Origin of the sequence: Microbacterium saperdae, from assembly GCF_006716345.1 — a bacterium.
Taxonomy (GTDB): Bacteria; Actinomycetota; Actinomycetes; order Actinomycetales; family Microbacteriaceae; genus Microbacterium; species Microbacterium saperdae.
Map to the genome: position 1 here is coordinate 1133079 of NZ_VFOX01000002.1, position 12596 is coordinate 1145674.

The following is a 12596-nucleotide window of genomic DNA, read 5'->3' on the forward strand; positions in this document are numbered from 1 at the left end:
TCAAGAGGATCCGCTGACTCACACGTCGAGTGCGCGGAGCTCGATCGGCGTGGCTGATATCGTTTTCGCCATGTCTGCGCCCGGCGATCGCACCGTGTCCCGTCGCACCGTGATCGGTGCCGACTGGGCCGCCCCTGTTGTCGCCGTCGCCGTGGCGACGCCCCTGGCCGCCGCGAGCGAGGCCGATGCGGTCGCCGTCACGGCCGACACGAGCAGTGTCACGCAGTTCCCGATCTACCTCACGACCACCGAGACCCTGCCCGCAGGCGTCACCGTCACCGTGAACATCGACTTGACCGAGAACCAGTGGGCGATCACCACGTCCGGTTCGATTCCGGCGTCCTGGTCGCAGAGCCGATCGGGCTCACGTGGCGCGCGCCTCGTCTCCGGCGCGATCACCGAGCCTGGAACAGTCGCCTTCGTGCTGGGCATCGCAGGCATCGCCTCCTACGCCGGTACGGTCGTGACCGTCACGGACGCCGGCGGAGAACTGCTGGCCAGCTTCGCCATCCCAGTCTGATCGACGATCCTCCCGCGACCGGCGCCGGCGCCGTCGTCCCCGCGTGCACAACTTCGGAGTCGAGGGGCGACTCGCCGCATCCTCGCCCTGAACGACGGTGTGTCGCCCGCCACCCCCGAAGCTGTGCGCGGGGAGGGCTGAGCAGCGCAACCGCGCCTCAGATCCCCTCCGGCGAGATCACCAACCGCGTGCCCCACGGGTCGGCGAGATGCAGGCTGCGGCCGTCATCGGCGCCGTCGATGCCGTGACCGCGGACGCGTTCCGCCATCGCCTCGACATCCTCTCGGGTCGGCACCTGGATGCGCACGTCTCCGAGTCCGAGCGACGCGGCGCGCGGCCCGGCCCCGGCGCTCTGCCAGGTGTTCATCCCGATGTGGTGGTGGTAGCCGCCCGCGGAGACGAACAGCGCGGACCCCAGATCGGCGGTGATGTCGAGACCGAGCACGTCGACGTAGAACCGCTTCGCGGTCGGGATGTCGCCCACCTGCAGGTGCACGTGACCGATCGCCGCGGTGTCGCCTGCGGTGGTCGCATCCTCGTCGAGCCACTGGTGCAGGAATGCGTTCGGGTCGAGCGGCAGGGAGTCCATCACCACCCCGCCGCCGGGGAGCAGCTGCCACTGATCGCGAGGGCGGTCGTGATAGAGCTCGAGGCCGTTGCCTTCGGGGTCGGTGAAGTAGAACGCCTCGCTGACGAGGTGATCCGCAGAACCCGTGAAGGTCTGCGGTACCCGTTGCGCCATCTGGAACAGCGAGGATGCGAGCTGCTGCGGATCCTGGAACAGGATCGCCGTGTGATAGAGCCCGGCCGCCCGAGGGCTCGCGGTGGGGAGGTCCCGTTCCTGGCGCAGGGTCATGATCTTCTGCGTGCCGCGACCGAGCACCGCAGTGGCGCCCGACTGCTCGAGCACATCGAGCGTGACCGCATCGCGGTAGTAGGAGGTCATGGCGTCGAGGTCGCGCACGAGCAGCTCGACGGTGTCCATCCGGGTGCCGTCGGGCGCGGCTCCAGCGGTCGCGGTCGGTGCTGTGCGCCAGGCTCCTGCCGAGGGCGAAGGTGTCATGCCCATGACACGAATCCGAGCCAGGCGGCGGCGATGGCGAGCACCAGCAGCACGACATTCACCACGAGCGTCTTGACCTCGCCTCGCACGACGTGGGTGACGATCGCGCCGAGCTGCACCAGGACCAATCCGACGGCCGCCAGCGGAGCCAGGATCGTGGCGATTCCGGTGAGCGGGGGCAGGATCAGGCCGAGCGCGCCGATCACCTCGAGGATTCCGATCGCCTTGACGGTCCACAGGGGGAAGTCGGGCGCCCAGGTCAGGCCGGAGTCGGCGAGCTTCGCCGGGGGCCGCGCGATCTTCATCGCGCCGGCGCCGAGGTAGGCGAGCGCGAGGAGCCCGGCGACGATCCAATATGCGATCAACATCGTGATGCCCTTCTGAGGTTCTGCCATCCGGATACGGATTGGTTGTTGCTTCAACTAACGTACGCTGATCCCATGGCATTCCAGGTTCCGAGGATGGATGATCGCGAATCACGTGCCTGGCTCGGTCTGGTGGCTGTGACGCAGCTGCTCCCCGCGGCGCTGGACTCGCAGCTGCAACGCGAGGCCCACCTGACGCACTTCGAGTTCATGGCGCTCACGGCGCTCCGCTTCGCACCGGAGAGCATTCTGCGCATGACCGCGCTCGCCGACGCCACCAACGCGACGCTCACGAGGCTCTCCCACGTCTGCACGCGACTGGAGAAGCGCGGGATCGTGGAGCGCACGCCCTCTCCCGACGACCGACGCGCGACGGACATCCGGCTCACGACCGAAGGTCGGCGCATGCTGATCCGGGCGATGCCCGGGCACATCGAGACCGCGCGGCGCCTCGTGATCGATGCGCTCACCCCCGCGCAGCTGGACGCGCTGGCCCAGATCACCGGGACCATCACCGATCGGCTGTCGGGCGGTGAGGCGAGCCCGCCCCCGCACGACTGAATCCGTCGGCGACACCGAATTCCTTCGGCATGCAACGTTCTCTCCTCTGCCGGCCATGTTCTTGATGAGCCACGATGGACGAGGAGCATCATGAACGATCACGAACTCGATGAGCGGTTGCGCCGTGCCGATCCGGCCGTACCTGCCCCGGAGGCGCTCGACGCGACGATAGATCAGCTGGTCGCGCGTCCGCTCGCCGGACGTGCGCGCCGACCCTGGCGTCCCGTCGTGGCAGTCGGCGGCGCCCTGGTGCTGGTCGGAACGCTCGCCGCGGCAACCGATATCGACGAGTTCCTGCTCTCGGTGCCACCGTTCTCCGGGCTCGAGTACGGGGCTGATTTCCGTCCCGCATCCGGTCTGCCCTACGTCCCCACGGAGGGCCAGGATCGCGGCGAGCAGTGCACGCTGTACGTCGACCTGGGAGGTCTCAGCGACGATCAGGTCGCGACGGTCGGCGACTTCTGGACAGCGGCCGACCCCGCTGCGTTCGCTGCCGCCGTTCACGAGCGGATGCAGAACCCTCGAGAGGAGGACATCGGCTCCCCCGAGGCGATCGAGTCCTGGGCGGTGGTCCAGCAGAGTCTCGCGGTCCTGGATCAGGTGGTTCCCGGCATCTCGTGGGGAGCCGCCACTCCCGGTGACTCCTTCGAACCCGGCGATCCGCACCTGGTCTCCGTCACCCAGCTCTGCCGTGACGACCTCGACGGTCTCGAGCCCGGCGAATGACGTCCAAGCTGCGCGCACCCGTGCCGAACATCACCGCCGACGCCGAACGGATCGAGTCCGTGGTCCGACGCGAAGCGCCGGCGCTGCTGGCGTACTTCGAACGTCGGAGCACTCCTCACGACGCTGCTGACCTGCTGGGTGAGACGTTGCTCATCGCCTGGAGACGGGTGTCGGCCGTGCCCGTCGACGACCAGGAGGCTCGCATGTGGCTCTTCGGAGTCGCTCGTCGTGTGCTCATGACGAGTCGACGGAGCGGCGTGCGACGTCAGGCGCTGACCGATCGCCTGCGCGAAGAAGCGCTGACGCGACCGTCGGTGGCGGAGCCGCAGGACGATCAGCTGCGGGAGGCGCTCGCATCACTCGACCCCCTCGACGCGGAGATCATCCGCCTGCTGCACTGGGACGGATTCGGCCTCAGCGAGATCGCGCAGCACCTCGGCAAACCCGCGGGCACGATTCGCAGTCGCTACAGCCGCGCGCGGGCGGCGTTGCGTGCGGCGCTCGAGCGGTGAGAAGCAGTCCGAACCTAGCCGTGCGCCAGCACCTGCAACCCGATCACGGCCAGCCCGAGCGCCGCTTCGGCGCCGAGCGCGATGAGTCGCTGGAACCAGGTCAGAGGAATGCGTCGCACCGCGACCCAGCCGATCACGATCAGGGAGGCGAGCAGCGCGATGGCGCTCGCGCGCAGGGCCGCCTCGGTGCTCCACACATCCAGTGCGGCGACCCCGAGGAAGATGAACGGCAGCGCCACGGTGCTGAGCGCGCCGAAGCTCGACCCGACAGCATGCCGCAGCTCGGCGCGGGTGAACAGGCGGCCGTGCACCACCAGGTGCGAGACGAGATCGGCGGTGAACACCGCGAGCAGCGTGCCCAGCACGGTGACGATCAGGGTCGTGGCGGACTGTCCGGCCGTCGCGTGGCCGTGGCTGGAGAGAGTGATCACGACCGCGAGGGCGGCGAAGGTGAGGTAGATCCGCTCCTTCAGGTGCGCAGCGCGCGCGGCTCGTTCGGCATCGTCGATCTCGTGAGCCATGTCGGTCTCCGCTCTGTGGGGGCGGATCCAGCGTAATCGGGACGCTCAGTTCGCGGAGGCGTCCGCATCGAGCGCCGGCGAGCTGCCGCGACCACTCGCCTCCGGAGCCGACCACGACGTGAGAAGTGCCAGGGCTTCGGACGAGGTCGAGTCCGGGGCGGCGGTGTACGCGATGAAGCTGAGTCCCAGGTCGTTGCTGAGGCTCATCGCCTCGTACTGCAGGTCGAGGTCGCCCACGAGCGGATGACGGATGCGCTTGACCCCGGTGCGGTGTTCGCGCACGTCGTGCGAGGCCCAGAGGACGCGGAACTGCTCACTGCGCGTGGAGAGCTCGCCGACCAGGTCGCTCAGCGTGCGGTCGTAGGGGGAGCGGCCCGCTTCGGCGCGGAGGAGCGCGACCGTCTGCTGCGCGGCATCGTCCCAGTCGCGGTAGTACTGGGGCGCGCGGGAGTCGAGGAAGACGAACCGTCCGAAGTTCGCCGGCCGCTGCGGCTGAACGAACATCTCCGAGAAGACGGCCTGACCGAGACGGTTGATCGCGAGGATGTCGAGGCGGCCGTTCTGGACGAATGCGGGGACGGTCTGCATGGCATCCAGCAGCTGCTGCATGCCCGGACGGATCTGCGCGGTCGTGGTGCGCGGGCGCCGGCGGTTCGGGTGGGCACCCTGATTCGCGGCGCGCACGAGGTCGTGCAGATGCGTGCGCTCCGCGTCATCGAGCCGGAGAGCACGGCTGATGCCGTCGAGCACCGACTCCGACACCCCGGTGGCGTTGCCGCGTTCGAGCCGGACGTAGTACTCCACGCTCATGCCCGCCAGCAGCGCGACCTCCTCACGGCGAAGGCCGGGGACGCGGCGCCGTCCGCCGAAGTCGGGGAGGTCGACGTCGTCGAGCGTGAGCCTGGCACGTCTGGTGGTCAGGAACTCGCGGATGTCGTTCCGGGTGTCCATGCCTCGACGGTACGCCAGGAGCCTCGGGTGCAGGGGGTCCCTGGCGTTAACCGGATAGGCGCGGTCTCCCGGGTGCTCGGAGACGCGCCGTCTACTGGAGGACACCACCCTCCATCGAACCAGGGAGTCATCCTCATGAAGAACGCACGTCTCGGCTCGCTCGACGTCTCGCGCATCGGACTCGGCGCGATGACCATGGCCGGCACCTATACCGCCGAAGGCAGCCTCGATCACGACGAGTCCATACGCACCATCCACCGCGCCCTCGACCTCGGCGTCACCCACATCGACACGGCCGAGATCTACGGTCCGTTCCTCAGCGAGGAGATCGTCGGGCGCGCGCTCCGGGGGCGACGCGACGGCGTCGTGCTGGCGACGAAGTTCGGCCTCTACGATCACGTCACCGGCAGCCCGGCGATGGACAGCACGCCCGCGAACATCCGCGCCGCCGTCGAGGGTTCGCTGCGACGACTCGGCACCGACCGTATCGACCTCTACTACCAGCACCGCGTCGACAAGGCGACGCCGATCGAAGACACGGCCGGAGCGGTCGCCGACCTCATCGCCGAAGGGAAGGTGCTGCACTTCGGACTGTCGGAGGCATCGCCGGAGACCATCCGTAGTGCGCATGCCGTGCAGCCGGTCAGCGCCCTCCAGACGGAGTACTCGCTGTGGACCCGCGACGTCGAGGAGGAGATCCTCCCTCTCCTGCGTGAGCTCGGCATCGGCCTGGTGCCGTACTCGCCCCTCGGTCACGGCCTGCTCACCGGCCGGATCCGTTCCGTCGAGGACTTCCCCGCGGATGACTGGCGCAAGAGCAACCCGCGGTTCACAGGCGAGAACTTCCGCCGCAACCTGGCGATCGTCGACGAGGTCCGCTCCATCGGCGCCGAGATCGACGCGACGCCCGCGCAGACCGCCCTGGCGTGGCTCCTCACGCGTGGCGATGACGTCGCCCCGATTCCGGGCACTCGTCGCGTCGATCGGGTGGAGGAGAACACCGCGGCCGATGCCGTGGAGCTCACGCCGTCGCAGATCGATCGTCTGAACCGACTCGCTCCGGCATCCGGCGCGCGTCACGATGACGCGAACATGACCTCGATTGACGCCTGAGCGCCCTCTGACGGTCGGCCGGGAGCCTGTTCCCGGCCAACCGTCAGAGAGCACCCTCCGCGACCCCTTAGACTGGGGGAACCAAGGGGAGTACTCCGACACGGTGGGTTCGTCATTACGGATGCAATCGCATCCCGGTTCACCGGTTCCTGATCTCAGGAATGGAGAAGACTTTGGCGCTGCTTTTTGCTACGCCGACTCTGGAGCTTCTCTTGGAAATCACGCCCCTCATCTGGATCATCACGATCGCCGTCACGATCGCGTTCTTCGTCTATGAGTTCTTCGCGCATGTGCGCACGCCTCACGAGCCGACCATCGCCGAGTCCGCGCGGTGGTCGATCTTCTACATCAGCCTCGCGCTGCTGTTCGGCGTCGGCATCGGCGTCTTCTCGGGCTGGACGTTCGGCGGTGAGTACTTCGCCGGGTATCTGACCGAGAAGGCGCTGTCGATCGACAACCTCTTCGTGTTCCTGATCGTGATGACAGGCTTCGCGGTCCCGAAGATCTATCAGCAGAAGGTGCTGATGATCGGCATCGTGATCGCGCTGATCCTCCGCGGGATCTTCATCGCGGTCGGCGCGACCCTGATCGAGAACTTCTCGTGGATCTTCTACCTGTTCGGCGCGCTGCTGCTCGTGCTCGCCTACCGCCAGGCGTTCAGCAGCCACGAGAGCGACCCCGCCAACGGGCGGTTCATGACCTTCGTCCGCCGCCACCTGCCGGTGAGCGACGAGTACAACAAGGACCGCCTGACGGTCGTCAAGAACGGCAAGCGCTTCGTCACCCCGATGCTCCTCACGATCATCGCGATCGGCTTCATCGACCTTGTGTTCGCGGTCGACTCGATCCCGGCGATCTACGGACTGACCGACGAGGCCTACATCGTGTTCACCGCGAACGCCTTCGCGCTCATGGGTCTGCGCCAGCTGTACTTCCTGATCGGCGGTCTGCTGGAGCGCCTGGTATACCTCGCTCAGGGTCTCGCGGTCATCCTCGCCTTCATCGGCGTCAAGCTGGTGTTCCACGCCCTGCATGTCAACGAGCTGCCGTTCGTCAACGGCGGCGAGCCGGTGCTCTGGGCGCCCGAGATCCCGATCTGGTTCTCACTGCTCTTCATCGGCGCGACCATCGCGGTCGCCACGGTCGCGAGCCTCATGAAGACTCGTCGCGATCCCGCATCCGTCTCCTCCTCCACCGACACCATCGCCACACCGACCAACAAGGAGCACTCTTGAGCGCGCAGCGCTGTTCTGACTCTTCGGACTCTGACAGTACGAGCGTCCGGTTCACGCCGGGCGCTCACCCCACGACAGACAGGGCTGCCCGCTGATGGGCGACCTGCTCTGGAACATCGCTCTCGTCTTCGTGTTCGTGTTGATCGGCGGTGTCTTCGCTGCCACGGAGATGGCGCTCGTCACGCTGCGCGAGAGCCAGATCACCGCGATCGGCCAGCGCGGGCGCCGCGGCGCGAAAGTCGCGGCCCTCGCCCGCAACCCCAACACCTTCCTCTCGGCGGTGCAGATCGGTGTGACCGTGGCCGGCTTCGCGTCGGCCGCGTACGGCGCGACCTCGATCGCGCCGTCGGTGGCCCCGGTCTTCGAGTCGTGGGGGATGGCGGCTCCGCTCTCGCTCACCGTCGCGACACTGGTGCTCACACTGGTCATCGCGTACCTGTCGCTCGTGCTCGGCGAGCTCGTGCCGAAGCGTCTGGCGATCCAGCGCAACGCGCAGTTCGCGTATGCGGTTGCCCCTGCGCTGAACGGCTTCGCGACCGTGATGCGTCCGGTGATCTGGCTGCTGTCGGTCTCGACCAACGCGCTCGTGCGCGTGCTGGGCGGCGATCCGCACAAGACCGCCGATGAGATGACCGACGAAGAGGTGCGCGAGATCGTCGCCAGCCACCAGGGGCTTCCGGAGGACGAGCGGCGGATCCTCGACGATGTGCTGTCCCTTCGCGGACGGCAGATCAGCGAGGTCATGCGTCCGCGTCCGGAGGTCGTCGCGCTCGACGAGACGTTCACCGTCGGCGAGGCGATCGCGCAGGCGCGAGAACTGCCGTTCTCGCGCTACCCCGTCTCGGACAAGTCGATCGACGACATCACCGGGTTCGTGCATGTGCGGGACCTGTTCGAGGCCGTCGCCGAGGATCCGACCCAGGCGCTCTCGACACTCGTGCGCCCCATCCTCTACATCCCCTCGACGGCGCGGGTCCTGCCGACGCTCACCCGACTGCGGGCGGAGGGCCACCACATCGCCGTCGTCGTGGACGAGTACGGCGGCACCGACGGGCTCATCACGCTCGAGGACCTCGTGGAGGAGGTCGTCGGCGAGATCTTCGACGAGTACGACACGGCCGAGCTGGAGGTGCCGGGCGGTGCCATCGACGGACGCCTCAACCTGCAGGACTTCGAGGAGGCGACCGGCATCGAACTGCCGCGCGGATCCTCCGACACGATCGCCGGCTTCGTGACCGAGCAGCTCGGCCGCTTGGCCGTCGTCGGCGACACCGTCGAGGTCGAGGGGGCCACCATCCAGGTGGCCGAACTCGACCGGCGGCGCATCGCCCGAGTGCGGGTGACTCAGGCGGCCGACCCCGCCTGAGTCACCTCGGGTCGGTGTGTGCCGCGACCGTGCGCCGAGGCGTCAGGCCGCGTGAACGGCGCTCCCCAGGCCGCCCAGTCCCTCCGCGAGGATGCCGACGAGCAACCGGGCGTATCGCCCCTCGGGGTCGAGATCGGGATCGAACACGGTCACGGATGCGCCGATCGCGTTCGGCGCGAGGGCGCGGAGGAGCGCGGTAAGGTCGGCCGCCGAGAGACCGCCGGGGTCGGGGCTGTCGACGGCGGGCATCACGGTCGGGTCGAGCACGTCGACATCGACCTGAAGCCAGTACCTCGCGCCGGCGACCGCGGCGGACTCGGCCGCGACGAGGGCGGCACCGCGCGAGGCGACGTCCGCGGCCGGCGTCACGCGAGCCAGGATGCCACGCACCTCTTCCTGCTCCTCGTCGTCGGCGCGGTGGCCGATGTGGGCGGTGCGGTCAGCGGAGAAGTACGGCCCCTGTCCGTCGATGTCCGCGACGGCGGGCCAGTGCCGTCCGACCGCCGCGGCGAGTGCTTCGCCGGCCACACTCGCGCACTCCTCGCTGTTGCCGGGGTGACGGAAGTCGGTGTGTCCGTCGATGTGCACGAGCCCGGTATCGCCATGGTGCACCGCCGAGAGCCCTGCGCCGAGGAGCACAGCGCAGTCGCCGCCGATCACCAACGGTGCGGTTCCGGCCTGGAGCGCGGCGGTGATCCGTGCGGAGAGTCGTCGGGAGTGGTCGATCATCGCCGTCTCGTTGCGGACGTGCCCGGCCGTCCTGGTGTCGTCATCGTCGACGTAGCGCCCCGGAAGGACGACGCCTCCGTCACGAGCACCGAGAGTGGCGAATCGGTGGAACAGCCCGGCCTCGCGCAGCGCCTCGGGTGCCTTCGCCGCGCCGGGGACGCTTCCGGGCTGCGGCGGGCGGAGCCCCAGGTTGCTGGGGGCGGAGAGCAGGGTGATCATGCGCTCAGTCTGGCGAGGGGGTCGGACGCCGCCGCCGCTGCGACTTCAGGCCGAGAAGCGCAGCCCGGTGAGGTCTTCGGCGGCGGACCACAGCGCGGCACCGGTGGCGGGGGAGCGTACCTCGTCCGACGCGCGGACGCGGGCCGGGGCGCCCCGGAACTCCAGCGCACCGCGCGGTCCCCAGTAGTCGCCGCACACGACGTCGGCACCCGTGGCCGCCTGCACGATCGGCAGCGCGCCACCGTCCTTTCCCTGCACGACGACGCGGGTCGCCGCAGCGAGCGCGCGCACGAGAGAGGAGACCTCGACCGCACCGGGGCGCTGCGGCGTGAGCGGATCGACCGCATAGCCCGGGTGCGCGCAGACCGCCATGCGAGGGGAATCGGCCCAGCGGCGGTCGAGCTCGAACGCGAACGCGATGAGCGCCGCCTTCGAGCGCCCGTACTGCCGCAGGGAGGATCCCCGCCACGGGTCGGAGAGCGTGGCGGGGTCGATGGCGGCGAAACGGTGGGCGAGCGACCCGACCGCGACCACCCTGGCGTCCTCCGCCAGGGTGTGCTCGAGCTGGGCGATGAGCGCGAAGTGACCGAGGAAGTTCGTGCCCACCATCAGGTCGAGCCCATCGCTGGTGCGGGCCTCGCGCTGCGCGGCTTTGACCCCGGCGTTGCAGATGACGGCGTCGAGTCGTTCGTCGAGACCGGATGCCGCCTCGGCGACGCTCGCGAGGGACCCGAGATCGAGGGGGAGGATGCCCAGATCGGCCTGGGGCACCTGCGACCTGACCGCATCCACGGCCTGCTGTGCGCGCTCGGGCGACCGGCATCCCAGCACGACGCGGGCCCCTCGTGCCGCGAGCTGCTCGACGCACCAGTAGCCGATCCCCGCGTTCGCGCCGGTGACGAGGATCGTGCGGCCATGCAGTTCGGCGGAGGCATCCATCCCCTCAACCTACGCGAGCAGCGTCTCGCCGATGAAGCCGCCCTCGCGGCATCCCGGTGGCACGGCGAAGACGGCGGAGCCGATCGGCGTGGTCCATTCATTGAGCAGGTCGAGTTCGTCGAGCCGCCGCTGCATCGGCGTGAACTGGCGGTCGACGTCGGCCTGGAACGACACGAAGATCAGACCGGACTCCGAGACGCTGCTCCCGGCCGGTCTCTCGTCGTAGTTGTAGGCGCGACGGAAGATCTGCTCTCCGTCCTCGCCCCGCGCGCGCCGGATGTGCGCGAACTGCGGGATGACGGGGAAGCCGATCGCGGTCGTGGCCGCGAAGTCGGGTTCGTCGAACTCCTTCTGCCCGGTCAGCGGAGCGCCGTTCACCAGGTTGCGTCCGACCGACGCCTCTCGTCCGCTGCGGTCCAAGCGATCCCACTTGTCGAGGTCCATCCGGATGCGGCGGATCACGGCGCCCGTACCACCGGCCAGCCAGCCGTCATCCGACCACACCACGGCGTCGAAGCCCTTCGTTCCCGGCAGCGGGTTCGTGGTGCCGTCGACCTGGCCGAACAGGTTGCGCATGGTGGTTCCGGGGCGCTCCGTGCCATAGGCACGGCGGAATCCGTTCTGGCTCCACCGCAGGCTCGTGAAGCTGCGGGTGTCCTTCAGCAGCATGCGTGCCGCGTGCGCCACGGTCAGCGGATCGTCGCCGGCGATCTGCAGCAGCAGGTCACCGTCGCTGAACTCCGGCTGGAGTCGGTCGACCGTGAACGCGGGGAGCGGCGCGAGCCAGGACGGCCCGGTCCCTGCCGCGCGCGCGACGAGGCCAGGGCCGAATCCGAAGGTCACGGTCAGACGCGCCGGGGCCATCGCGAGCTCGGGCTCCGAGTCCGCCAGCGCCGGGGTGCCCTGAGTGAGCCGGGCGGCGTCGTCCGTGAGGATGCGCAGCAACCGGGTGAGTCCTTCACGGTCGGTCGTGGCGAGGAGGTCGAGCCCCAGGAACAGACCGTGCGCCTGCGCCGGGGTGTCGATCCCTGCCTGGTGGACGCCGAAGAAGGGGACGACCTCGTCTCCGTTCATCGGTGTCGTCGGCGTGGGCGCCGGAGTGTCCTGTCGATTGAGCGCGTAGTCGACACCGATCGCCGCGGCCGCGCCGACGCCGGCGACAGCTCCTCCGAGGAGGAACTGCCGCCGGGTCGACCCGGTGCGATCGGAGCGCGCGCCCTCAGCGGGCGCCGGCATCAGTGATCCATGCCCTCGTGCTCGTCGCCGTCCTCGTAGTTCTCGTTCGCGCCCGAGTAGTCCTTCACGGGAGCGGTGAACTCGTACGTCGAGTCGTCGGAGAACGTCAGGGTGACGGTGACCTCTGCCCCGGCCTGCAGCGGTGCCGCCAGGTCCATGAGCATGATGTGGCTGGCTCCGGGCTCGAGGAGAAGGGAGCCTCCGGCCGGGATCACGAACCCGCCCTCGATCTCGCGCATGACCATCTCGCCGGCCTCGTTCTCCACGGTCTCGTGCAGCTCGACCATGCTCGACGCGGCCGTCTCGGCGGAGACCACGGTGACGTCCTCCGCGCCGGCGTTGGTGAGGGTGCCGAACGCTGCTGACATGCCCTCTTCCGCGGACTTCACCCACGCGTCCTCGATCGTGATCGAGTCGCCCGCTGGAGCGGATTCCGATTCGGACGGAGCGCTCGTGGCGGCGCATCCGGTGAGCGCGAGCAGCGAGACCGCGACGAGTGCGCCGAGTCGCGAGAGGGGCTTCAGGGAAGTGGTGTTCATG

At 69.0% G+C, this 12596-nt stretch carries 15 protein-coding genes; 7 read left to right on the forward strand and 8 right to left on the reverse strand.

What is annotated here, in order from left to right:
- Positions 1-70: 70 nt before the first annotated feature.
- Positions 71-520 (forward strand): hypothetical protein, encoded by a 450-nt coding sequence (locus tag FB560_RS19965; protein ID WP_141874444.1) that lies wholly within the window; start codon positions 71-73, stop codon positions 518-520.
- Positions 521-677: 157 nt separating this feature from the next.
- Here the strand turns inward: FB560_RS19965 and FB560_RS19970 are convergent, their stop codons facing one another.
- Together FB560_RS19970 and FB560_RS19975 are read right to left on the reverse strand one after the other, a co-directional pair.
- Positions 678-1589 carry a VOC family protein gene (locus tag FB560_RS19970; protein ID WP_325058573.1) on the reverse strand — a complete coding sequence of 304 codons (912 nt, stop codon included), beginning with the start codon at positions 1587-1589 and terminating at the stop codon, positions 678-680.
- Positions 1580-1978: a DoxX family protein gene (locus tag FB560_RS19975; protein WP_229673030.1), complete on the reverse strand. Its 399-nt coding sequence runs from the start codon at positions 1976-1978 to the stop codon at positions 1580-1582. Before FB560_RS19975 ends, FB560_RS19970 begins: the two co-directional genes overlap by 10 nt.
- Before the next feature lie 66 nt (positions 1979-2044).
- On the opposite strand from FB560_RS19975, the gene FB560_RS19980 reads away from it, so the two are divergent.
- The 3 genes from FB560_RS19980 (at position 2045) to FB560_RS19990 (ending at position 3747) form a co-directional block, all read left to right on the forward strand.
- Positions 2045-2509, forward strand: coding sequence for a MarR family winged helix-turn-helix transcriptional regulator (locus tag FB560_RS19980; protein WP_211350008.1), 465 nt, complete (start codon positions 2045-2047; stop codon positions 2507-2509).
- 90 nt (positions 2510-2599) lie between these two features.
- On the forward strand, positions 2600-3235 hold the full coding sequence (locus FB560_RS19985; protein ID WP_141874446.1) for a hypothetical protein: 636 nt from the start codon (positions 2600-2602) through the stop codon (positions 3233-3235).
- Entirely contained in the window at positions 3232-3747 is a 516-nt protein-coding gene (locus FB560_RS19990) for an RNA polymerase sigma factor (RefSeq protein WP_141874447.1), read from the forward strand. Before FB560_RS19985 ends, FB560_RS19990 begins: the two co-directional genes overlap by 4 nt.
- Before the next feature lie 14 nt (positions 3748-3761).
- Here FB560_RS19990 and FB560_RS19995 read toward each other — a convergent pair whose 3' ends face one another.
- Both FB560_RS19995 and FB560_RS20000 read right to left on the reverse strand, forming a co-directional pair.
- Positions 3762-4268 carry a hypothetical protein gene (locus tag FB560_RS19995; RefSeq protein ID WP_141874448.1) on the reverse strand — a complete coding sequence of 169 codons (507 nt, stop codon included), beginning with the start codon at positions 4266-4268 and terminating at the stop codon, positions 3762-3764.
- Between the two features lie 45 nt (positions 4269-4313).
- Positions 4314-5219, reverse strand: coding sequence for a helix-turn-helix transcriptional regulator (locus FB560_RS20000; protein ID WP_141874449.1), 906 nt, complete (start codon positions 5217-5219; stop codon positions 4314-4316).
- A 135-nt stretch (positions 5220-5354) separates the two neighbouring features.
- On the opposite strand from FB560_RS20000, the gene FB560_RS20005 reads away from it, so the two are divergent.
- The 3 genes from FB560_RS20005 to FB560_RS20015 all read left to right on the forward strand — a co-directional run bounded on the left by FB560_RS20005 (position 5355) and on the right by FB560_RS20015 (position 8933).
- The gene (locus tag FB560_RS20005; protein WP_141874450.1) at positions 5355-6332 is read left to right on the forward strand and encodes an aldo/keto reductase; all 978 of its coding nucleotides are present in this window, start codon (positions 5355-5357) and stop codon (positions 6330-6332) included.
- A gap of 212 nt (positions 6333-6544) precedes the next feature.
- Positions 6545-7567 carry a TerC family protein gene (locus FB560_RS20010; protein ID WP_141874451.1) on the forward strand — a complete coding sequence of 341 codons (1023 nt, stop codon included), beginning with the start codon at positions 6545-6547 and terminating at the stop codon, positions 7565-7567.
- Positions 7568-7661: 94 nt separating this feature from the next.
- Positions 7662-8933 (forward strand): hemolysin family protein, encoded by a 1272-nt coding sequence (locus FB560_RS20015; protein WP_141874452.1) that lies wholly within the window; start codon positions 7662-7664, stop codon positions 8931-8933.
- A 42-nt stretch (positions 8934-8975) separates the two neighbouring features.
- On the opposite strand, the gene FB560_RS20020 is transcribed toward FB560_RS20015, so the two are convergent.
- Genes FB560_RS20020 through FB560_RS20035 form a run of 4 tightly spaced genes read right to left on the reverse strand, consistent with a single transcriptional unit; the run spans position 8976 to position 12595 of the window.
- Positions 8976-9881: an arginase family protein gene (locus FB560_RS20020; protein WP_141874453.1), complete on the reverse strand. Its 906-nt coding sequence runs from the start codon at positions 9879-9881 to the stop codon at positions 8976-8978.
- A 45-nt stretch (positions 9882-9926) separates the two neighbouring features.
- Positions 9927-10820, reverse strand: a complete 894-nt coding sequence (locus FB560_RS20025) for an SDR family NAD(P)-dependent oxidoreductase (RefSeq protein WP_141874454.1) — start codon at positions 10818-10820, stop codon at positions 9927-9929.
- A gap of 9 nt (positions 10821-10829) precedes the next feature.
- Positions 10830-12056: a Dyp-type peroxidase gene (locus tag FB560_RS20030; RefSeq protein ID WP_141874455.1), complete on the reverse strand. Its 1227-nt coding sequence runs from the start codon at positions 12054-12056 to the stop codon at positions 10830-10832.
- The gene (locus FB560_RS20035) at positions 12056-12595 is read right to left on the reverse strand and encodes a copper chaperone PCu(A)C (protein ID WP_141874456.1); all 540 of its coding nucleotides are present in this window, start codon (positions 12593-12595) and stop codon (positions 12056-12058) included. Before FB560_RS20035 ends, FB560_RS20030 begins: the two co-directional genes overlap by 1 nt.
- Position 12596: the final 1 nt, after the last annotated feature.

What these genes read in the sequence shown, in the direction of transcription:
- FB560_RS20025 (WP_141874454.1), bottom strand. Translation starts at nt 10,820, where the DNA reads ATGGATGCCTCCGCCGAACTGCATGGCCGCACGATCCTCGTCACCGGC.
- FB560_RS19975 (WP_229673030.1), bottom strand. Translation starts at nt 1,978, where the DNA reads ATGGCAGAACCTCAGAAGGGCATCACGATGTTGATCGCATATTGGATC.
- FB560_RS20005 (WP_141874450.1), top strand. Translation starts at nt 5,355, where the DNA reads ATGAAGAACGCACGTCTCGGCTCGCTCGACGTCTCGCGCATCGGACTC.
- FB560_RS20030 (WP_141874455.1), bottom strand. Translation starts at nt 12,056, where the DNA reads ATGCCGGCGCCCGCTGAGGGCGCGCGCTCCGATCGCACCGGGTCGACC.
- FB560_RS19990 (WP_141874447.1), top strand. Translation starts at nt 3,232, where the DNA reads ATGACGTCCAAGCTGCGCGCACCCGTGCCGAACATCACCGCCGACGCC.
- FB560_RS20035 (WP_141874456.1), bottom strand. Translation starts at nt 12,595, where the DNA reads ATGAACACCACTTCCCTGAAGCCCCTCTCGCGACTCGGCGCACTCGTC.
- FB560_RS19970 (WP_325058573.1), bottom strand. Translation starts at nt 1,589, where the DNA reads ATGGGCATGACACCTTCGCCCTCGGCAGGAGCCTGGCGCACAGCACCG.
- FB560_RS20015 (WP_141874452.1), top strand. Translation starts at nt 7,662, where the DNA reads ATGGGCGACCTGCTCTGGAACATCGCTCTCGTCTTCGTGTTCGTGTTG.
- FB560_RS20000 (WP_141874449.1), bottom strand. Translation starts at nt 5,219, where the DNA reads ATGGACACCCGGAACGACATCCGCGAGTTCCTGACCACCAGACGTGCC.
- FB560_RS19985 (WP_141874446.1), top strand. Translation starts at nt 2,600, where the DNA reads ATGAACGATCACGAACTCGATGAGCGGTTGCGCCGTGCCGATCCGGCC.
- FB560_RS19980 (WP_211350008.1), top strand. Translation starts at nt 2,045, where the DNA reads ATGGATGATCGCGAATCACGTGCCTGGCTCGGTCTGGTGGCTGTGACG.
- FB560_RS19965 (WP_141874444.1), top strand. Translation starts at nt 71, where the DNA reads ATGTCTGCGCCCGGCGATCGCACCGTGTCCCGTCGCACCGTGATCGGT.
- FB560_RS19995 (WP_141874448.1), bottom strand. Translation starts at nt 4,268, where the DNA reads ATGGCTCACGAGATCGACGATGCCGAACGAGCCGCGCGCGCTGCGCAC.
- FB560_RS20020 (WP_141874453.1), bottom strand. Translation starts at nt 9,881, where the DNA reads ATGATCACCCTGCTCTCCGCCCCCAGCAACCTGGGGCTCCGCCCGCCG.